17 protein-coding genes are annotated in these 18,538 nt (G+C 66.1%); 12 read left to right on the plus strand and 5 right to left on the minus strand.

Annotated elements, in window-relative coordinates:
* Positions 1-97: 97 nt before the first annotated feature.
* On the plus strand, positions 98-4,039 hold the full coding sequence (gene hrpA / locus CCUG20998_RS14395; protein WP_020729177.1) for an ATP-dependent RNA helicase HrpA: 3,942 nt from the start codon (positions 98-100) through the stop codon (positions 4,037-4,039).
* 118 nt (positions 4,040-4,157) lie between these two features.
* A complete protein-coding gene (locus CCUG20998_RS14400) occupies positions 4,158-6,749 on the plus strand; it encodes a PE family protein (protein WP_116269113.1) in 2,592 nt (863 codons plus the stop codon).
* A 59-nt stretch (positions 6,750-6,808) separates the two neighbouring features.
* On the opposite strand, the gene CCUG20998_RS14405 is transcribed toward CCUG20998_RS14400, so the two are convergent.
* Both CCUG20998_RS14405 and CCUG20998_RS14410 read right to left on the minus strand, forming a co-directional pair.
* A complete protein-coding gene (locus CCUG20998_RS14405) occupies positions 6,809-7,375 on the minus strand; it encodes an FKBP-type peptidyl-prolyl cis-trans isomerase (RefSeq protein ID WP_373145440.1) in 567 nt (188 codons plus the stop codon).
* 102 nt (positions 7,376-7,477) lie between these two features.
* The gene (locus CCUG20998_RS14410) at positions 7,478-7,867 is read right to left on the minus strand and encodes a hypothetical protein (RefSeq protein ID WP_231389683.1); all 390 of its coding nucleotides are present in this window, start codon (positions 7,865-7,867) and stop codon (positions 7,478-7,480) included.
* A gap of 91 nt (positions 7,868-7,958) precedes the next feature.
* On the opposite strand from CCUG20998_RS14410, the gene CCUG20998_RS14415 reads away from it, so the two are divergent.
* The 3 genes from CCUG20998_RS14415 (at position 7,959) to CCUG20998_RS14425 (ending at position 10,606) form a co-directional block, all read left to right on the plus strand.
* Positions 7,959-8,930 carry an NAD(P)-dependent alcohol dehydrogenase gene (locus CCUG20998_RS14415; RefSeq protein ID WP_015355760.1) on the plus strand — a complete coding sequence of 324 codons (972 nt, stop codon included), beginning with the start codon at positions 7,959-7,961 and terminating at the stop codon, positions 8,928-8,930.
* 192 nt (positions 8,931-9,122) lie between these two features.
* Complete coding sequence (locus tag CCUG20998_RS14420) at positions 9,123-9,551, plus strand: cellulose-binding domain-containing protein (RefSeq protein WP_012394646.1); 429 nt, start codon at positions 9,123-9,125, stop codon at positions 9,549-9,551.
* Between the two features lie 245 nt (positions 9,552-9,796).
* Positions 9,797-10,606, plus strand: a complete 810-nt coding sequence (locus tag CCUG20998_RS14425; protein WP_231389684.1) for a ParA family protein — start codon at positions 9,797-9,799, stop codon at positions 10,604-10,606.
* Between the two features lie 92 nt (positions 10,607-10,698).
* Here the strand turns inward: CCUG20998_RS14425 and CCUG20998_RS14430 are convergent, their stop codons facing one another.
* The 3 genes from CCUG20998_RS14430 to CCUG20998_RS14440 all read right to left on the minus strand — a co-directional run bounded on the left by CCUG20998_RS14430 (position 10,699) and on the right by CCUG20998_RS14440 (position 14,137).
* A complete protein-coding gene (locus CCUG20998_RS14430; RefSeq protein WP_020729183.1) occupies positions 10,699-11,526 on the minus strand; it encodes a DUF1906 domain-containing protein in 828 nt (275 codons plus the stop codon).
* A gap of 327 nt (positions 11,527-11,853) precedes the next feature.
* The gene (locus CCUG20998_RS14435; protein WP_020729184.1) at positions 11,854-13,539 is read right to left on the minus strand and encodes a GMC family oxidoreductase; all 1,686 of its coding nucleotides are present in this window, start codon (positions 13,537-13,539) and stop codon (positions 11,854-11,856) included.
* A 247-nt stretch (positions 13,540-13,786) separates the two neighbouring features.
* Positions 13,787-14,137, minus strand: coding sequence for a cupin domain-containing protein (locus CCUG20998_RS14440; RefSeq protein ID WP_020729185.1), 351 nt, complete (start codon positions 14,135-14,137; stop codon positions 13,787-13,789).
* 332 nt (positions 14,138-14,469) lie between these two features.
* On the opposite strand from CCUG20998_RS14440, the gene CCUG20998_RS14445 reads away from it, so the two are divergent.
* The 7 genes from CCUG20998_RS14445 to CCUG20998_RS14475 all read left to right on the plus strand — a co-directional run bounded on the left by CCUG20998_RS14445 (position 14,470) and on the right by CCUG20998_RS14475 (position 18,504).
* Positions 14,470-14,676 (plus strand): antitoxin MazE-like protein, encoded by a 207-nt coding sequence (locus CCUG20998_RS14445; RefSeq protein ID WP_036455700.1) that lies wholly within the window; start codon positions 14,470-14,472, stop codon positions 14,674-14,676.
* The gene (locus tag CCUG20998_RS14450) at positions 14,673-15,005 is read left to right on the plus strand and encodes a type II toxin-antitoxin system PemK/MazF family toxin (RefSeq protein ID WP_036455701.1); all 333 of its coding nucleotides are present in this window, start codon (positions 14,673-14,675) and stop codon (positions 15,003-15,005) included. The genes CCUG20998_RS14445 and CCUG20998_RS14450 overlap by 4 nt, the downstream gene beginning before the upstream one ends.
* 489 nt (positions 15,006-15,494) lie before the next feature.
* Positions 15,495-15,953 carry an antitoxin Xre/MbcA/ParS toxin-binding domain-containing protein gene (locus CCUG20998_RS28935; protein WP_258036781.1) on the plus strand — a complete coding sequence of 153 codons (459 nt, stop codon included), beginning with the start codon at positions 15,495-15,497 and terminating at the stop codon, positions 15,951-15,953.
* The gene (locus CCUG20998_RS14460; RefSeq protein WP_020729188.1) at positions 15,954-16,508 is read left to right on the plus strand and encodes an RES domain-containing protein; all 555 of its coding nucleotides are present in this window, start codon (positions 15,954-15,956) and stop codon (positions 16,506-16,508) included. It abuts the gene before it with no gap.
* Between the two features lie 278 nt (positions 16,509-16,786).
* Complete coding sequence (locus CCUG20998_RS14465; protein ID WP_020729189.1) at positions 16,787-17,020, plus strand: hypothetical protein; 234 nt, start codon at positions 16,787-16,789, stop codon at positions 17,018-17,020.
* Positions 17,010-17,321 (plus strand): type II toxin-antitoxin system PemK/MazF family toxin, encoded by a 312-nt coding sequence (locus CCUG20998_RS14470; RefSeq protein ID WP_020729190.1) that lies wholly within the window; start codon positions 17,010-17,012, stop codon positions 17,319-17,321. Before CCUG20998_RS14465 ends, CCUG20998_RS14470 begins: the two co-directional genes overlap by 11 nt.
* A gap of 511 nt (positions 17,322-17,832) precedes the next feature.
* Positions 17,833-18,504 (plus strand): hypothetical protein, encoded by a 672-nt coding sequence (locus CCUG20998_RS14475; protein ID WP_020729192.1) that lies wholly within the window; start codon positions 17,833-17,835, stop codon positions 18,502-18,504.
* Positions 18,505-18,538: the final 34 nt, after the last annotated feature.

Below are 18,538 nucleotides of genomic sequence, written 5' to 3' on the forward strand. Positions count from 1 at the left end.
CTCCAAATCAGGTAGCTGGCAACGAATTTTCGGTGGCCGGTCAGATCCGCGGACCGCGCTATCGAGGGGCCACGCGGCACCGCCTACCCTGACCGGAGTGGCCGATCTGTCCGTTGCGCAGCTGCGCAGCCGTCTCGACGGTCTGAGCACCCGTGACGCCGTGCGTCTGGGCAGGCGCCTGAAGGGGCTTCGCGGCGCCAAGCCGGAGAAGCTGCAGCAGCTGACCGAGCAGATCGCTGTCCAGATTTCTGCGGCCGAGGTGCTGATTGCGACGCGACAAGCCGCCGTTCCGGCGATCACCTACCCCGACCTGCCGGTCAGCGAGCGTCGCGAGGAGATCGCCGAGGCGATACGGGCGAACCAGGTGGTCGTCGTCGCGGGGGAGACCGGGTCGGGCAAGACCACCCAGCTACCGAAAATCTGCCTGGACATCGGCCGCGGGGTCCGCGGGACGATCGGACACACCCAACCTCGGCGGCTAGCCGCCCGCACGGTCGCGCAACGCATCGCCGACGAGCTGCAAACCCCGCTGGGCGACGCGGTCGGATACGCCGTCCGGTTCACCGACCAGGTCAGCGAGCGCACCCTGGTCAAGTTGATGACCGACGGGATTCTGCTCGCCGAGATCCAGCGCGATCGACGCTTGCTGCGCTACGACACGCTGATTCTGGATGAGGCCCACGAGCGCAGCCTCAACATCGATTTCTTGCTCGGATACCTGCGCGAGCTGCTGCCGCGCCGCCCGGACCTGAAGCTGATCGTGACGTCGGCGACGATCGAGCCGCAACGCTTCGCCGCCCACTTCGGTGGGGCGCCGATCATCGAGGTGTCCGGACGGACCTACCCGGTCGCGATTCGGTACCGGCCGTTGGAGGTTCCCGTTTCGACGGGGTCCCCGGAAGACTCCCGCGACCCGGACGACCCGGACCACGAAATCGTCCGCACCGAGACCCGCGACGAGGTGGAGGCGATCGTCGACGCGGTCCACGAACTGCAAAACGAAGCCCCCGGAGACGTCCTGGTTTTCCTGTCCGGGGAGCGTGAGATCCGCGATACGGCCGAGGCACTCAGCGGCCTCGAACACACCGAGGTGCTTCCGCTGTATGCCCGGCTGCCGACCGCCGAGCAGCAGAAGGTGTTCGCGCCGCACACCGGGCGCCGCGTCGTGCTGGCAACCAACGTGGCCGAAACATCGCTGACCGTGCCGGGCATCCGCTACGTCGTCGACCCGGGCAATGCTCGCATCTCGCGCTACAGCCGCCGCCTCAAGGTGCAGCGGCTACCGATCGAACCGATCTCCCAGGCGTCCGCCGCGCAGCGGGCCGGCCGATGTGGTCGGGTTGCCCCCGGCATCTGCATCCGCCTCTACTCCGAGGACGACTTCGCCGCCCGACCGCAATACACCGACCCGGAGATACTGCGGACCAACCTGGCCGCGGTGATCCTGCAGATGGCGGCGCTGCAGCTGGGCGAGATCGAGAACTTCGGATTTCTCGACCCGCCGGATCGGCGCAGCGTTCGCGACGGCGTACAGCTGTTGCAGGAACTCGGCGCCTTCGACCCAACCGGCGCGATCACCGATCTCGGCCTTCGCTTGGCGAGGCTGCCGGTTGACCCCAGGCTGGGCCGGATGATTCTGCAGGCCGGGATGGAGGGGTGTCTGCGTGAGGTCCTGGTCCTTGCCGCGGCGCTGACGATCCCTGATCCGCGGGAAAGACCAACCGACCGCGAAGAGGCAGCCCGCCAGAAGCATGCCCGATTCGCCGACGAGGACTCGGACTTCATGTCCTACCTCAACCTCTGGAGGTACCTCGGCGAGCAGCGAAGGGCTCTGTCACGCAGCGCTTTCCGGCGGATGTGCCGCACCGAGTTCCTGCACTACCTGCGCATCCGGGAGTGGCAGGACTTGGTCGGACAGCTGCGCAGCATCTGTCGCGACCTCGGCCTAGCCGAGTCAGGACCGCAATCGGATGATCCGGCCGAGCCCGCCCGGGTGCACGCGGCGCTGCTGGCCGGGCTGCTCTCGCATGTTGGGATGCGCCGTGAAGACGGCCGGGAGTATCTGGGTGCGCGCAACTCGAGGTTCGTTCTGGCGCCCGGATCGGTGCTCACCAAGCGACCGCCACGCTGGGTCGTGGTGGCCGAGCTGGTCGAGACCAGTCGCCTCTACGGGCGCATCGCCGCCCGCATCCAGCCGGAAGTGGTCGAGCGAGTTGCGGGGGAGTTGGCCCAACGCGGCTACAGCGAACCGCACTGGGACGCCAAGCGCGGCGAGGTGATGGCCTACGAACGGGTGACGCTGTACGGTTTGCCGCTGGCCGCGCGCCGACGCGTGGGGTACTCGCGGGTCGAGCCCACGGTGGCACGGCAGCTGTTCATCCGCCATGCGCTCGTGGAGGGCGACTGGCAGACTCGTCATCACTTCTTTGCCGACAACGCGCGGTTGCGAACGCAACTCGAAGAACTGGAGGAGCGGGCCCGCCGACGCGACCTGCTGGTCGATGACGATGACGTCTATGAGCTCTACGACGCCCGCATCCCCGCCGAGGTCGTCTCCGCACGGCACTTCGACACGTGGTGGAAAAAGCAGCGCCACCAGACGCCGGATCTACTCACCTTTACCCGAAATGAGCTGCTGCGCAGCGATGATCCTGCCGACACCGATCGGCCGGACGCCTGGCAGACCGACGACGCGGCACTGCCCCTGACCTACCGGTTCGAGCCCGGCGCCGCCGATGACGGCGTCACGGTGCACGTGCCGGTCGACGTGCTTGCCCGCTTGGGGGACGACCAGTTCGCCTGGCAGGTGCCGGCGTTTCGCGAAGAACTGGTCACCGAGCTCATCCGCTCACTCCCGAAAGACTTGCGCCGCAACTTCGTTCCGGCCCCCGATGCCGCCCGGGCGGTGCTGGCCGGGATCGACCCGGCCAAAGAGCCGCTACTGCAGGCATTGCAGCGCGAACTACGCCGTCGCAGCGGCGTTTTGGTACCCATCGATGCCTTCGACCTGACCAAGCTGCCACCGCACCTGCGGGTGAATTTCGCCGTGGAATCCGCCGATGGCACCGAGGTCGCCCGCGGCAAGGACCTCAAGGCGCTGCAAGCCGAGCTGGCGGCCCCCGCCCAGCGGGCGGTCGCCGACGCGGTTGCCGGCGATCTGGAACGAAAAGGGTTGCGCGCCTGGCCCGATGGCGTGGACGAACTGGCGCGCGTCGTCGAGCGCAGCGTCGGCGGGCGGGCCGTGCGAGGGTTCCCGGGGTTCGTCGATCAAGGCTCGCACGTGGACCTGCGAGTGTTCGCGACGGCGGCCGAACGTGACCATGCGATGGCACCCGGCACCCGGCGACTGGTGCGGCTCGGTGTGGCCGCACCGCTGAAAGCCGTCGAACGCCAGCTGGACCCACGCACCCGCCTGCTGCTCGGGACCAACCCGGATGGTTCGCTGACCGCGCTGCTCGCCGACTGCGCCGACGCGGCGACCGACGCACTGACACCGGGGCTGGTATGGACGCGGGCCGAGTTCGCCGCCTTGTGCGCCAACGTGGCGAAAGCGCTGGTCCCGATGACCATCGACATCGTGGGGCGCGTCGCGAAGGTACTCGCCGCCGCGCAGGAGGTGCAGCTCGCCTTGCCCGCGAAGCCACCGTCGGCGCAGACCGACGCGATCGCCGATATCCGCGCCCAGCTGGACCGGTTGGTTCCACCGGGCTTCGTGGCCGCAACCGGGCGGGCACATCTCGGCGACCTCGCCCGCTACCTGATCGCGATCCGTCGACGCCTTGACCGGTTGCCGCATGCCGTTGCGGCCGACCGGGACCGGATGGAGCGGGTACAGGCCGTTGTGGAGGCCTACGACGAACTTGTGCACACGCTGCCGCTGGCACGGGCCAGCGCCGCCGACGTCCGCGACATCGGCCGCCAAATCGAGGAGTTGCGGGTGAGCCTGTGGGCCCAGCAGCTCGGCACCCCGCGTCCGGTCAGTGAACAGCGGATCTACCGGGCGATTGACGCCGTGCACCACAGCGACACGGAGCGCTGAGTTCGCGCCGGAATCCGAAGCGAAAGTGGCCCGCATCACAATAGGCTGTTGCTGACCCGAGCTCGTCGAAACCAGCCGGGAACCCCCCGGCTGGTTGTGAGCCTTCTGGAGGTTCGACATGACCGCGCTGACGGCGGTTCCGGAAATCGTGGTACAGGCGGCCACCGAGCTAACGAACATAGGTTCTTCGGTCAACACCGCCAACGCCATGGCGACGACGCAGACCACAACCATCGTCGCCGCGGCCCAAGACGAAGTATCAGCGGCGATCGCGGCGCTGTTTTCTGTTCACGGTCAGACCTATCAGCAGTTGAGCGCGCAGGCGATAACTTTTCACGAGCAGTTTGTGCGGACGCTGAGCAGCGCCGGAGGCGCCTACGCAGCTGCGGAGGCCGCCAACACCGGACCGCTTCAGCAGCTGTTGGAGGCGATCAATTCGCCGGTACAAGCGTTGACCGGGCGGCCGCTGATCGGCAATGGCGCCAACGGTGCGCCGGGCACCGGCGCCAACGGTGGCGATGGCGGCTGGCTGCTCGGCGATGGCGGCGCCGGCGGGTCGGGCGCCACCGGCCAAGTGGGAGGTAACGGCGGGGCGGCCGGGCTGCTGGGATCGGGAGGTGCGGGCGGGGCCGGGGGCGGCTCCACGGTCGGTAACGGTGGTGCCGGAGGGGTTGGGGGGGCCGGGGGCTGGTTGTCGGGTAGTGGCGGAGTCGGCGGGGCAGGTGGGGCGACCAGCGACGTTGGCGCGGTCGGCGGGGCCGGCGGCGATGGCGGGGCCGGGGGTCTGCTGGGTGCCGGCGGAACCGGCGGGGCAGGCGGAGCGGGCCGTCTCGGGAGTGGCGCGACCGGCGGGGCCGGAGGAGCCGGGGGAGCCGGGGGGCCGTGGGCCGGACTGGTCGGTGCGGGCGGAGGCGATGGCGGCATCGGCGGGATGGGACAAGACAATGGCGGAGCCGGCGGGACGGGTGGCAGCGCTGGGGTGCTCGGTGGCCCAGGCGGGGCCGGCGGCACCGGCGGATACGGCGGTGTGACAGGCGGCAGCGGTGGTTCCGGCGGTGACGCCGGCGGGATGTTCGGCGTGCGGGGGCTATTCGGCACCGGTGGGGCGGGCGGGACCGGAGGATTCGGCAGTACATCCGGGGCGGCCGGGGGGACCGGCGGTGACGGCGGGTTGTTCTTCTCCAGCGGCGGGGCCGGCGGGGAAGGCGGTGCCGGCGCGACCGCCGGCCCGGGTGGGGGCGGCGGGGCCGGCGGATTGCTGTTCTCCGACGGCGGCGTCGGCGGAGTCGGCGGCTCCAGCACCGGCGGTGTTGGGGGCCAGGGGGGAACGGGAGGCCGGGCGGGCCTGCTGATCGGCAACGCAGGCGCCGGTGGCGCGGGTGGCGAAGGTACGGCGGCTGGAGGCGACGGCGGTAACGGCGGCAACGGAGTGCTGATCGGTAACGGTGGCAACGCCGGTACCGGCGGAGCGGGTCCGAGCAACGGTGGCAATGGTGTCGGCGGTACCGGTGGTGTGCTGCTGGGGGCCGACGGATTCAACGCCCCGGCGAGCAGCTCACCGCTGCACAGTTTGCAGCAACAAGCGCTGACCGCGGTCAATGCCCCCATTCAGGCGGCCACCGGGCGCCCGCTGATCGGCAATGGAGCCCCGGGGGCTACCGGCAGCGGCGCGAGTGGGTCGCCCGGGGGTTGGTTGCTTGGTGACGGCGGGGCCGGCGGCTCCGGAGCTGCCGGCTCGGGTATCGCCGGTGGTGACGGCGGGGCAGCCGGGCTCATCGGTACCGGCGGCACCGGCGGCGCCGGCGCTGGCTCGGCCTCCGATGACGGCGGCGGCGGCGGCTCCGGTGGGGCGGGCGGGTGGCTATCCGGTACCGGCGGGGTCGGCGGGGTCGGCGGATTCTCACTGACCGGCGGTACCGGCGGGAGCGGCGGGGCCGGCGGGGCCGGCGGGCTGTTGGGTGCGGCCGGGCTGGGCGGTGCCGGCGGGGCTGGCGTCAACGGAGACGGTGGTGGCGGCGGGAGCGGCGGGGCCGGCGGCCTACTGGGTGGGCTGGTCGGCGCCGGTGGCGGCGACGGCGGGACCGGGGGAGCCAGCGAGTCGGCAAACGGCGGGGCCGGCGGGGCTGGCGGCCATGCCGGAGCGTTCGGCGGGCCCGGCGGTGCGGGCGGGAGCGGCGGATTTGGCGATGCGACTGGGGGGATTGGTGGCACCGGCGGCAATGCCGGGATGCTGTTCGGCAGCGGCGGGGCCGGCGGTGACGGTGGATTTGGCCTGGGTGTCGTGGGTGGGCACGGCGGGGACGGCGGCAACGCCGGCCTGTTGTTCTCCAGTGCGGGATCTGGAGGATTTGGCGGTTCCAGCACGAAAACCGCTGGTGACGGCGGGATGGGCGGGGCAGCCGGGTGGCTGGGCTTCGGTGGGGCCGGTGGAGCCGGCGGGTTCGGTGGCGTGGTCGGTGCAGGCGACGGGGGCTCGGGCGGCAACGGCGGTGCCGGCGGTCAATTGTTGGGAATCGGCGGGGCCGGAGGGGCCGGCGGACAGTCGCTATCGAGCGGCGTTGGAGGCGACGGCGGCACTGGCGGCAACGCCGTGCTGATCGGCAACGGCGGCAACGGCGGCAACCGCGGCAACGTTGGAACCGGCACCCCCGGCGCCGGTGGGTCAGGTGGGGTCCTGCTAGGCGACGAAGGGCTCAACGGCTCGCCCTAGTCGAGGCAACCAAACGACTGGGACCGCCAACTCAGGTCGCACGGCCCGCGGGCCGCGAATCAGTTCGAGGCGCTGAGGACCTTGATCGCGAAGACCAGTGTGTCGCCCGGACGGATGCCAGCGCTGGGCTGGCCGTCGGGGTAACCATCGGCGGAGGTCATTGCGACGGCAACCGTGGAGCCGACTTTTTGTCCCGCGATGGCCTTTTGGAAGCCCGGCACCACCCCATTGAGCGGGAAGACGACCGGGGCACCCCGTTCGTAGCTGCTGTCGAAGACCGACCCGTCGCGCCCATTGACGCCCATGTAGCAGACGGAAACCCTCGCCGTACCCGGGACCACGGGGCCGTCGCCGGCTTGCAGCGTATGCACCTGGGTTTGATTCACGCTGAACGGGGTCGACACCTTCACGACTGGAGCCGCCGTCTCGGTGGATCCGGTGACGGCAACGCTGCCGGTGGCCCCGTTGAGCGTCCACTCCGGCGTCGCGCCACTGGACGGCGCCGCGGTTGGACACGAAGCGGCGGCGGTTGCCGTTCCCGATGCGGCGAGCGGAACGCCGATTGCCGCGACGCAGGCGGCAAGTACAGCGGAGGAATAAACCCGGAAGGACTTCACGGCGCTCAGGCTACAGCCACTGGTCACCGCCCCAATTGGTAGCCCTGCCATAGCCGACCAGGCGAAGCGGCGGCGCCACGCGGCGCATTGAGCTGTGCCCTTTGGAACCGCTCAGAAATGGCTGGGATTAGCGGGGTTCATCGGGCTCATCGGATTTGCCGGGTTCATCGGATTTGCCGGATTTGCCGGGTTCATCGGGTTTACCGGATCCATCGGGCTCGCGGGGTTGAGAGGACTGTTCGGCCCATACGGGCCGAGGTTGCATAGGGCATCCGCATTCGCCATGCAATCCGCAGGGTCAAACGGGTTGACCGGGTCCGCGCTGGCGGGGGCGGCAGCAATGAGGGCAGATGCGGCGCAAAAAGCGCCTATTTCCAATACTTTTCCAAAGCCACGGCGGGCACCAGAAAACGTCGTCAACCTCATCGAAATAATCCTTCTTTCTCTAGCGCCATCAATGGTACCGAGGAAAACGATGCATATCGCACGGCGATCTTCCATGCCGTAAGTCCCGCCGGCGCCTGACCGACCCGAGACCCGGGGACCGGTCCGGTGTCACCGGTAGGGAACCCGTTTCACTAGCCTCTGGGGCATGAAGGCCATGGCGCAGCGAACGTGGAATCCGGCAGAACCGCTAGAACTCATCGAGCTACCCACGCCCGAACCGAAAGCCGGCGAAGTCCGGGTACAGGTCCAGGCGATCGGGGTCAACCCGGTCGACTGGAAAATGCGCAGCTCGGGCCCCCTGCGGCTGGCGGCACGCCTGATCGGACCAAAGCCACCGGTGGTGGTGGGGGTGGACTTCGCCGGAGTGGTCGAGGCGGTCGGTCCGGGCGTGACGCGCGCCGCCCCGGGAGACCGGGTGGTGGGCGGCACCAACTTCTCGCGTGGTCAGCGCGGCTCTTACGCCGACACCGTACTGGTGCGCGAGGACCAGCTCTGCCGCGTCCCGGACACGGTGGACATCGCAGTGGCGGCCGCCTTGCCCGTGGGCGGTGTCACCGCCTGGATGGCGGTCGTGGAGCTGGGCCGCATCCGGCAAGTGCCACCCGCCGACCGGCGGGTGCTGGTGCTGGGTGCCTCCGGGGGCGTGGGCCAGCTGGCCGTGCAGATCGCCAAGCTGCAGGAGGCCTTCGTGGTCGGCGTGTGCTCGACAAAGAACGTCGAGATGGTCAAGGACCTAGGGGCCGACCTCGTTCTGGACTACAACCAGGGCGACGCACTGGCGCAGGCCAAGCCGCATGCCCCATTTCACGTCGTGATCGACTGCGTGGGCAGCTACTCCGGCGCCGGGTGTCGGGCTCTGCTGTCTTCGCGCGGTCGCCACATCATGGTGGCCGGCGACGAGCCCAGCTCCGCCGTGCAAGTGGTGGTGCCCCCGTTCAAATCCAAGGCAATCCTGGGCAGACCCAACGGCGCGCGGCTGGAACCGCTGGTGGATGCTGTGGCCGCCGGCAAGCTGCGGGTGAGCATCGCCCAGAAGCTCCCACTCACCAGCGCCGAGGAGGCCCACCGGCTCAGCCAGACCAGCCGCATGACCGGGAAACTGATCCTCGAGCCCTGAGATCGTCTGCCGGGCACTTTGACTGTGCCGACGGTCAGTTGCGCGACAGTGCGGGGCCAATGCGGGGCACCCCGGGGCCCGACGAGTGCGGCGACGCCAACATCTCATGACGGTTTCGGTTGCGCAAAGGTACTGCAGCCCACCCGCGACGCAACGGCCAATATCGCTTTGATGTCTCTAGTGTTGGCTGTCATGGCCAGACTGGACAGCTTCGTGAAGCGCTGGCGTACAGCGCTTCACGTCACCCTGTTGGCGTTGATGGTCGCCATCCCCGGACTCGCCATTAGCCCCGAGGCTCACGCAGCCGCGGCCACGGCAACGTTGACGGTGGAACATACGTGGCAGACCGGCTTCATCGCGCGCTTCGCGATCACCAACGCGAGCCTGGTACCGATGAGCGACTGGCGGCTTGAATTCGACTTGCCGGCGGGAGAATCCATCTCGCACGCGTGGAATAGCACCGTCGCGCAATCCGGCACGCACTATGTTGTGAGCCCCGCGAACTGGAATCGCGTCATTGCACCTGGCGGTTCAGCTACCGGTGGATTCCGAGGAGTGTTGCTCGGCACGTACTCGCCACCGACCAATTGCATGCTCAACCGACAATATCGTTGCTCCTAGGAGCACTCCGAGGTCCAGAAGTCATCAGCCCTCGCGATGCGCCGGTGCAGCATCGGCGCTGGATGTGCCATGTCCCGCCTGGGCGTCCGACCGAAGCCGCCAAGTTGAGCTCGATGATCGGCTGTGCAGAATTCCGGCAACCTATAGGCTAACTACCGCGCGCGATGTCTGGCCATAGCGCGAACGTGACGGAGGGATGTAGCGCAGGTGAGTCAGGCACTCGGCGGAGGCACGCAGTGGTAGCCGTGTCGGCGCTGGTGCTTTCCGGCAAGGGCGGAACAGCGAAAACGCTTTGGCAGATGATGCTGGCAGGGGAAGCGTCGCGAGCCGGGATCTCGACCTTGCTGGTCGACGCAGACCCAGAGCGGAATCTGTCTAATCACTTTGGGGTGTCGCAGCATTCAACCGGCTTGGGTTCCGTCCTAGAAGATGCCGGAATCGACTTTTGGGGCAAGCCCGACCAGGGCGCCAAGCGGATACCCGAAGAGATTATTGAAACCGCATGGCCCTCGGTGGATTTGGTGCCCGCCGGCGCTTCGTTAGGCCGCGTCGCGGGCATAGGCGTATCGGACACCGGGTTGTTGCGACGCATCTTTACAGTTGCGGGGATATTCGACCGCTATGAACTTCTGCTGATCGACACCGGCGGTCGCACCGGCTCTTTGGAAGCGCTGGCAATGCATCTAGGTGATGTGGCATACGCGCCGATCACCCCAACCCTCGATGCGGTACGGAAAGCCAAGGAGGCGCGGAACAGGGTGGAAAGTGTCCAACGAACACATCCACTCAGATGGTGCGGTGTTGTCTTGTCCGCCTTCGACAGTCGGATCGGCATCGAGCGGTCGATCCGGGAAAAGGCGTACCGCGAGTTTGGCGACGAAGTCCGCGCCGAGGTGCCGCGCCGTGCCGTCATAAATGAGGCTTTCCAAGGCGGCACGCGGCTCGGTGATTGCCACGACACCATCGCGACCAATCTCGCGCGAGTCTTCCAAGACTTCCTGGAACGCGACCTGTTGGGTCGACCCGCTAGTACGCCCCCGAACGTGCAGCCCTGACGAATCGATGGTTGGCGCAATAACACCGGTGAGGCTCTTGGGGTCTGTATCTCGCACGCGATGATGCCGAGCTCAGCGAACGCCAGCAGCGGCTATCGCGCATCGCCAGTCCGATGCCCCTGATGGAGGTTCCACTGTCCGCAGTCCGGTGCCAGAACGTCGTTGACGTCGACTTCGAATCCGCCGACCCGCGGGCCAGGACTGGACTTGGTGCTCACGACGCGCTGGTAGAGAACGGCGGCCGGGTAGATCCGATGGCCGGACCAGGCTCGAGTTTGCCAGGCCCACCGGCGGCCGGGTGTGCCCGAAGACCCGATAACACCATCGGCCGCGGCCCACTGACACACATCGATTCCTCCGTAAACCCCGGTACGTTGAACCCCAAGAACCGAGTTGATTCCGCGAAACCATTGCAGCGCAACGCGGTTCCAGGTATCGCGATTGATGTCCTCGTCGACCGTGAAGAAGATCGGCGCACCTTGGCCGCCGCCCGCGGCGGTGTGCAGCTGCCAGGCGGTGCGCGCATCCGCGACGCCGCCGGCATAGCCCCGCGTGAAGTCCGACGGCGCTGACCCACCCGGTTTGCCGTATTGGTAGTTACTGACTATCACCAAGCCCGCGGCCGTCAGTGAATCGGCGTAGCGCCGGGTAATCGGCTTAGCGCCAAACGATGAGCCGGGCCGCGACAGCGAAACGTAGTTGACCACACCGCTGTAGCCGGCAGCTCGGATCTGCTGCGCCGGAATCTGCTGCGCGGCGAAGTCGATCAGTCGAGGGGGAGCGGCGGCGGCCGCGGTGGGCATGCCGCAGGCCGCCGATGCGGCACCGAGCCCGGCCAACGCAGTCGTGTAGCGCAGCGCGTCGCGCCGGGAAATCGCTCGCAATCGAACAGCACTGGGCGGCAGGGGCAAATTGTGCATCGCGCGATGTTAACGATGTGACTGCTGTTGCCGATAGACCTGCGCCAGCCGAAACGCGGGTGCGTTCCCAAATGGATACCAAGCGGTGACCGTTCGGCAATGGCCACGCCGAATGAGAACGCCTCGGCGTGTCGTTGGTGGGGCCGTCGACGTACGCTTCAGCTTGCGGCTACTGGTAACCCGCCATCTTCGGTCTCTGCATAGTCATTCGGCCCAAGTGTCCGAATAGTCTCGAGTGTGCGTCCAAAGTGCGGCCAACGCCCGCGACTCCGAGCTGCCAAGTGATGCTTGGGAGTGGCGGTTGGCGACCACGCGGTATTGACCGACTCATCCCAGGATCGCCCGCGCTGCGCGCTCTGCGACCAACATGACTGGCGCGTTGGTGTTCCCGGAAGTGATGGTGGGCATCGCCGACGCATCAGCCACTCGAAGACCGGCGACGCGGTACACGCGACAGTCGGTGTCGAGCACCGTGGCGGCCGACCTCGGCCTACCGCGTGCGTCAAAGGCTCCCATCGCGCAGGTGCCCACTGGATGAAAGATAGTTGTGCCGAGTTCGCGGGCCGCCTTCTGCAGGTCTTCGTCGCTCACCAGTTGCGGGCCGGGAAGCAACTCTTCTGGGCAGTAGCGGGCCAGCGACGGTGCCGCCATGATCTGCCGGGTCATCCGGAGGCCGCGCACGGCTAGTTGACGATCCTGGTCGGTGGACAGGTAATTGCAGAGGATCTTTGGCTTGGTCAGCGGATCTCCACTGGCTATGCGCACGTGGCCACGCGAGCTGGGTCGCAGATTGCACACCGAGGGAGTGATCGCTCCGAAACGGTGCAGGGGTTCGCCGAATTTCGGCAACGACAAGGGCTGCACATGCCACTCCAAATCGGGACTGGCCAGCGCGGGTTCGCTTTTGGCGAAGGCGCCCAGCGTGGAGGGCGGCATGGTCAAGGGCCCCGATCGCAGCAGTAGGTACTGAAGTCCCATGCCTGCACGGCTGATCCAATTCCGGTACAGCGTGTTGACGGTCCGGGCGCCCCGGACCCGGTAGATCGTTCGCAGCTGCAGGTGGTCCTGGAGGTTTTCACCCACTCCCGGCAGGTCGACGGCCACCGGCACTTGATGCTCGGTAAGCAGCCCGGCCGGGCCCAGACCCGAGGCCTGCATCAGCTGCGGCGACCCGATCGCTCCGGCGCTCAGGATCACCTCTCGGCGGGCTTGGACGTCGACGATTTGGCCATCTTTGAGCAGCCGCACGCCGGTGGCGCGGTGCTGAGCTGTGGTCCAGGCACCGCGACGCTGATCTTCGTGAACCTGGTTGTCCACCAGTAGCTTTAAGGCCTGAGTCTGGGTGTAGATGGTGAGATTAGGCCGGTGGGCGACGGGATGCAGGAAAGCATCGGCCATCGACCAGCGCCGGCCACGCCGTTGGTTGACATGAAAGTACGCACTACCGGCGTTGTCTCCCCGGTTGAACTCGTCGATCGGGGCAATGCCCACCTGGGCAGCAGCGGCCTGCCAGGCGTCGAGGATCTTCCAATGCACTCTTGGCCGCTCGACGCGAATCTCGCCACCGGCGCCGTGCCAGTCGTCGGCTCCGCCGAAGTAGTTTTCCAACTTCTGGTAGATCGCCAGTGTCTCGCCGGAGCTGTCCGGGCCGCCCCAAAGCCATCGGTCGTCGCCGGTGGCCTGCGCCCATAGGTCGTAATCGCTGGCCTGTCCGCGCATGTGGATCATGGCGTTGATCGATGAGCAGCCGCCGATCACGCGCCCCCGTGCGTAGTGAATGCTGCGGCCGGCCAGACCCGGGTCAGCCTCGGTCGTGAAGCACCAGTCGGTGCGGGGGTTGGCAATTGTGTACAGGTAGCCCACCGGCACCTTGATCCAGAACCAGTTGTCCTTGCCGCCGGCCTCGATCAAGAGCACACGGTGATCAGGGTTGGCGCTGAGCCGGTTGGCGAGCAGGCAGCCCGCACTGCCTGCTCCTACGATGATGAAGTCGAATTCGGCGACCGGGCTCATTGCGGCATCGGTCCTCCATCTCATGCGTGTTCTAGTGTCACGCGAAGACAGCCCTATCCGACGCCAGTCGGAACGGCTGTCCGGCATCAGTCTTGTCATCCGGCAACTGCAGAATGCCATCTTCAGAGACATGGTCGTAGCGCGACTGTCTCGACGGTGTCCTCATCTTCGTTGCAGCGGACGTCACCGATCGGGGTTGTATCCGAGGACGTCACGCTCAACGCCCCCTCAGGATGCCCGTCCCCACTCAAACCTCGTCGGTGGGCGGCGCCGGAATGCGGTCGTAGGCGCCAACCCCCTGGACGATCAGGTAAGTGGCCAACTCGGCCCCGTTGTTCCGTACAACATGGGGCCGCCCAGGTCGGACCCGGAACTCGACTCCGGGGGCTAGCTCGATCCGCTCGACCGGATCCCGGGTCTCGACCTCGACGTTGCCGGTGATGCCGACGAAATAGTCCACGATCTGACTGTGCAGGTGCCATGGCAGCACCCCGTGCGGCGCCAGGGTGAAGCGGCTGACGCGAAGGTCGGGCGTCTCCATGACAACGTCGACGGCGGCAACACCGCCGCCATACTGGGCGAGCTCCTGGTCTGGCATGCCAGCCTCCATTCACTGGTTGTGCCGGATGACCGCCGCATGGTAGCTGGGTCACCCATGGCCGCGAAAGGAGTGCAGCGAGACCGCGAGCAACAAACGCCATCTTGCGTGAGCAACCGGGTACTTGCCGAGCAAACCGCAGCGGTCGCCCCAGGCCGACTCGGCAAAAGTGTCGGGTTGCTAAGCCTCGACGAAATGCGCAGTGCTGACGACCATCTTCAGGTAGCTCAGGCGAACCGTCGAGCGGGAGCTGTGGCATGGATGTCTGTTTGCTGCCCGGCCGATCTGACTATCCGGCCGCGCAGATCATGCGTTACATGTAACACGGCGGCATGGCGGTTAGGGACAGGGTCGGCGAGTACCGACGGCGGATGCGGGAGCGGGGCCTGCGGCCGCTGCAGGTCTGGGTGCCTGACGTGCGCACTGAGAGTTTTGCTGCCGAGGCGCATCGTCAGGCTTCGTTGGTCGCACGAGCGGACGAACGCGGCGATGATCAGGACTTCATTGAGGCCATCTCGACGCCATGGGATGAGGAGTGAATAGAGGGGAGATCTGGACCGTAGCGGGGGGCGTCTACGCGACCAAACCGCATCCCGCGGTGATTGTTCAGGATGATCTCTTTGATGCCACGAGTTCGGTGACGGTTGCTCCGATGTCCAGCACCCTGTTGGATGCGCCGTTGATGCGCATCCGAATAGCCGGCGGAGACGGCCGGTTATCCGGACTTGATCACAACAGTGACGTGATGATCGACAAGCTCACAACCGTGAAAAGGTCGAACGTCCATGCCCGAGTCGGTCGGCTGACAGCGGAGCAAGTCGTCGAGGTCGAGCGAGTGATGATGGCATTCCTCGGCCTTGCGCGATAGGCGAGTATCCGTTCCTGACGAGCTTGAATACGGAGGGCTGATCAATAGGTGAGAGTGCTGCTTCTCGATACCGACATGGCCGTCGATGCGGCGAAAGCCAGCTTCGATTCCACGCCACCATAGAGACGTACATGCGTCAGACCACTACGAGTATCAGGTTTGGCGATATTCGCACGCTGCGCGAATAACCAACTTACTACTGGTAACCCGCCATATTCGATTCCGCCGTATTCCTCCCGACACGCAGCGATGCATCACTTGAGATGTGGTGGCGGAGCGGCACTGATCGCCGGCGTGGCTGCAGCCGGATCAACCGGAGAGTCCCTGCAGAGGTTTGAGGCAACTTAGTTCGCTGAAGCGTGTGCGATCGTCTGGTGCATCAGTGATCCTTCGGTTTGCTCGGATCGAGTGGCGAGACTTCCCGCCTACGCTGGGGCCCAGTTGGTCGTCACGTTGCAGCCCACGAAAAAAATTGGGTACAGTGATGATATGGCTACAAAGAAGGCTGGCGGCGCTAAGAGTGCGTCGAAGAAGGTGGCCGTCAGAGCTCCGGTGAAGAGGGCGCCCACAGCAAAGGCGGCCGCAGTGGGGGCCCGGAAGGGCCGGGTGGCGGCTGATGATCCCCTGTCTGAACATCGGGTCCTGTACCTCGCGAACGTGTTCTCGCGTGCACAGCTGGCGAAGTTGATTGGCGTCAGCCCATCGCAGACCTCCCGATGGGCATCAGGCGAAGAGCGTCCTGGCCCCGCCGCAGCTCCGGCGCTAATTGATCTAGAACATGTGTATTCGCGCGCGCGCTTGGTGTGGGGTGGCGACTCAGCGCGTATCTGGATGGAAAGCGCTAACGCCTTCCTCGGGGGAGCCCGACCGCTTGATGTTCTAATAACCGAAGGAGCCTCTCGGGTCCTTCAAGCGCTTGACGCAGAGATGTGGGGCGGGGCGGCGTGAGTGCTGGTATATCGCGTCTTTCCCTACCTTGAAGCGGCTCCGCTTGGCGAGCCGGGGCATCCTCTCTATGAGCACCGCCCGCAGCGCGGTGGCCGGGCTGACCACCCCGACTATTACGTGTGGTACGTGGCCCGCCAATCCGAAGCCGCGTGCGGCGAGGCGTTCGGCAACCTGTCGCGCTGGATCGACTCAATGTTCGATTTTCCGGCAGTGCCCGGTGCACGGAAGACTCTCGGACTGTATGAACTGCCCGACGATCTGCGCGTTTGCGACCTTGATGATCCGCACCGCCTAGTAGAGCTAGGGCTTCGACCGACACAGATCGTCACTCGCAACCTGGCAGTCACTTCGGAGTGGGCGCACCGGATCTGGTCGCAGCGTTCTCCTGCCATTGATGACCGAAAATGGCAGGCGGTGCAGTGGTGGTCCTTCCACCGGCCGACTTGGACCGTCATCGCCAGCTGGGAACGGCCCAAGCTCGTCGAACTCGAGCATCTGAACCTCGACCATCCAGCCGTTGTCGCGGCAGCCAAGAGCCTCAACCGCCCTCTATAGACAATCTGGCTCCGGAAGGGATCTGCGACCTAGCTGACGCCGCCAAGGGCTTACCGGCGTATTCATCATCGTCGTCAACGACCGAAAACCGTTGGACCGCGGGGTAATACGACGAACTTTGCTGGTAGCCCGCCATATTCGATCCCGCCGCATTCCACTTGAATCGAGCGCGACGCGGGCACCGGGCAGGACTGGTGCTACTGGGGTTGCCGCTGCCAGGAGAAAAACCGCTCATGTGACCCCAGCGATCGTCTTACAAAATGTCGTACACTGTTGCAATGGCTGACACCATCACCTTCAGGCCCGACGAAGACACAACGAAGGCGCTGGAGGTCTTGACCAAAGATGGAACTGCCGTGTCCGTAGCCGTTCGATCTGCTCTTATCGATGCCGCACGACGGAAGGCCAGCGCGGCGATTCGTGCCGAGGCGGAAAGGCTTGCTGAAGACGAGTCCGACCGCGCTGAGGCCATGCAGGTGCTCCGCGACATGGAGACGTTGCGTGCGTGGTGAGGTCTTTCAGTTGCGTGCCCCGCGGGGGAGTCGCGGTCACGAGCAGTCCGGTTCCCGCTACGCCGTAGTAGTCCAGTCAGATCAACTGCCCTTGTCGACCTGGCTGGTTGCACCAACATCCACGTCGGCTCGCGCCGCGAGCTTTCGTCCCGAAGTTGAAATCGCCGGCGTGAACACCCGAGTGCTTGCCGAACAGGCCGCCGCGGTCGACCCGGGCCGGCTCGGCACGAGCGTCGGGTTCCTGAGCTTCGATGAGATGCGCCGCGTTGATGCGGCACTGCGCATCGTCCTCGATCTATGAGTATCCGGCAGCCTCTCTATAGCCAATGGATACGAGGCTTTTTGGCCGACGCGGCGGGTGACGGCCGCTCGCCACCGGCATGGCGGGCGAAAAGTCCTGCAAAGCAGCCGAAACGACGGGAGGAGCGGTGGCGACAAACAGGTCAGGCGTTGATTCATCTGATGCAATATGCAGTGGTTTACTGGTAACCCGCCGTATTCGATTCCGTCGTATTCAGCACCGATGCCGGCCGCAATCGCTCCGGATGCACCGAGGGAGGTTCGGGCCCCGTTTGCAGTGCAGATGCCGCCACGGCCACTCTAGATCGGGGCTGGGGAATGTTTGCTACCACCGGCCCGCGAGATCCCTTGACCCGACTCGGTGGGTTCTGCAGCATATTCGCGTGGGATCACTGGATAGTGCGTATGCAAAGGCGAGACGGGCGCAGGAACACCTCGCCACACTGCGAGCGTCGGTAGACGAGTACCGAGCGTCCGAACCCCACGAATTCGTGCGGGAGGTTGTCGATCACATGTTTCAGCCTGAGCTGGTGGTCGTCAACTTTCGGGTGAACGTCAAGCAGCCACCCCCGGAGAACTGGGGACTCATTGTTGGCGACATCCTGACCAACCTTCGAGCAGCGCTCGACCACGCCCTGTTTGGCCACGCAGCAGCCAGGCAAACGTTGACCGCGGCGCAGGAGCGTGCGCTGCAGTATCCACTGATCGCGAAGGCTTCCGAATGGGCAGGTGCTCAGGCCAAGCTCGCACCGCTCACGGAACCGGCTGTGCTGCAGGTCATCGAAGACTCCCAACCATTTAAGGCGCAGAAACCCGATTGGCATTCGTTCGCTCTGCTCAACGGACTGGTCAACCGTGACAAGCACCGCCAAGTGCGTGTGGTCAGCTACAGCAACGAAGCTTTCGACATCACTAGCACGACTGGCGACGTCGAAAGGGTCGATAACAAGCCGCGCGAGATGACGGATGGGGCGCTGGTCGCTTCTGTGACCCTCCGCCGTCCCTTGCGGAAGCCGGGCGATTCACCCGCCGATGTATCGGTGCCTCTGAACGTTGAGTTCGGGTACACCGAAAACATCGAACTCCCCACAGTGGCCGAGCAGAAGTCGGTCACTGTGGTCATGCCGATTTTGGTGGACCACGTGATCGAGACGCTGGACAATCTGAAAGCCGCTGGCGCGTAGCGCAGCTTTGTATTTTCTCGTGACCCGGGGAGGA

Source organism: Mycobacterium marinum (genome assembly GCF_003391395.1).
GTDB lineage: Bacteria > Actinomycetota > Actinomycetes > Mycobacteriales > Mycobacteriaceae > Mycobacterium > Mycobacterium marinum.

Bases quoted from the DNA above. Each gene is read 5' to 3' on its own strand.
- CCUG20998_RS14400 (WP_116269113.1), top strand. From the start codon at position 4,158: ATGACCGCGCTGACGGCGGTTCCGGAAATCGTGGTACAGGCGGCCACC.
- CCUG20998_RS14410 (WP_231389683.1), bottom strand. From the start codon at position 7,867: ATGGAAGATCGCCGTGCGATATGCATCGTTTTCCTCGGTACCATTGAT.
- CCUG20998_RS14415 (WP_015355760.1), top strand. From the start codon at position 7,959: ATGAAGGCCATGGCGCAGCGAACGTGGAATCCGGCAGAACCGCTAGAA.
- CCUG20998_RS14420 (WP_012394646.1), top strand. From the start codon at position 9,123: ATGGCCAGACTGGACAGCTTCGTGAAGCGCTGGCGTACAGCGCTTCAC.
- CCUG20998_RS14430 (WP_020729183.1), bottom strand. From the start codon at position 11,526: ATGCACAATTTGCCCCTGCCGCCCAGTGCTGTTCGATTGCGAGCGATT.
- CCUG20998_RS14435 (WP_020729184.1), bottom strand. From the start codon at position 13,539: ATGAGCCCGGTCGCCGAATTCGACTTCATCATCGTAGGAGCAGGCAGT.
- CCUG20998_RS14440 (WP_020729185.1), bottom strand. From the start codon at position 14,137: ATGCCAGACCAGGAGCTCGCCCAGTATGGCGGCGGTGTTGCCGCCGTC.
- CCUG20998_RS14445 (WP_036455700.1), top strand. From the start codon at position 14,470: ATGGCGGTTAGGGACAGGGTCGGCGAGTACCGACGGCGGATGCGGGAG.
- CCUG20998_RS28935 (WP_258036781.1), top strand. From the start codon at position 15,495: ATGGCTACAAAGAAGGCTGGCGGCGCTAAGAGTGCGTCGAAGAAGGTG.
- CCUG20998_RS14465 (WP_020729189.1), top strand. From the start codon at position 16,787: ATGGCTGACACCATCACCTTCAGGCCCGACGAAGACACAACGAAGGCG.
- CCUG20998_RS14475 (WP_020729192.1), top strand. From the start codon at position 17,833: ATGTTTCAGCCTGAGCTGGTGGTCGTCAACTTTCGGGTGAACGTCAAG.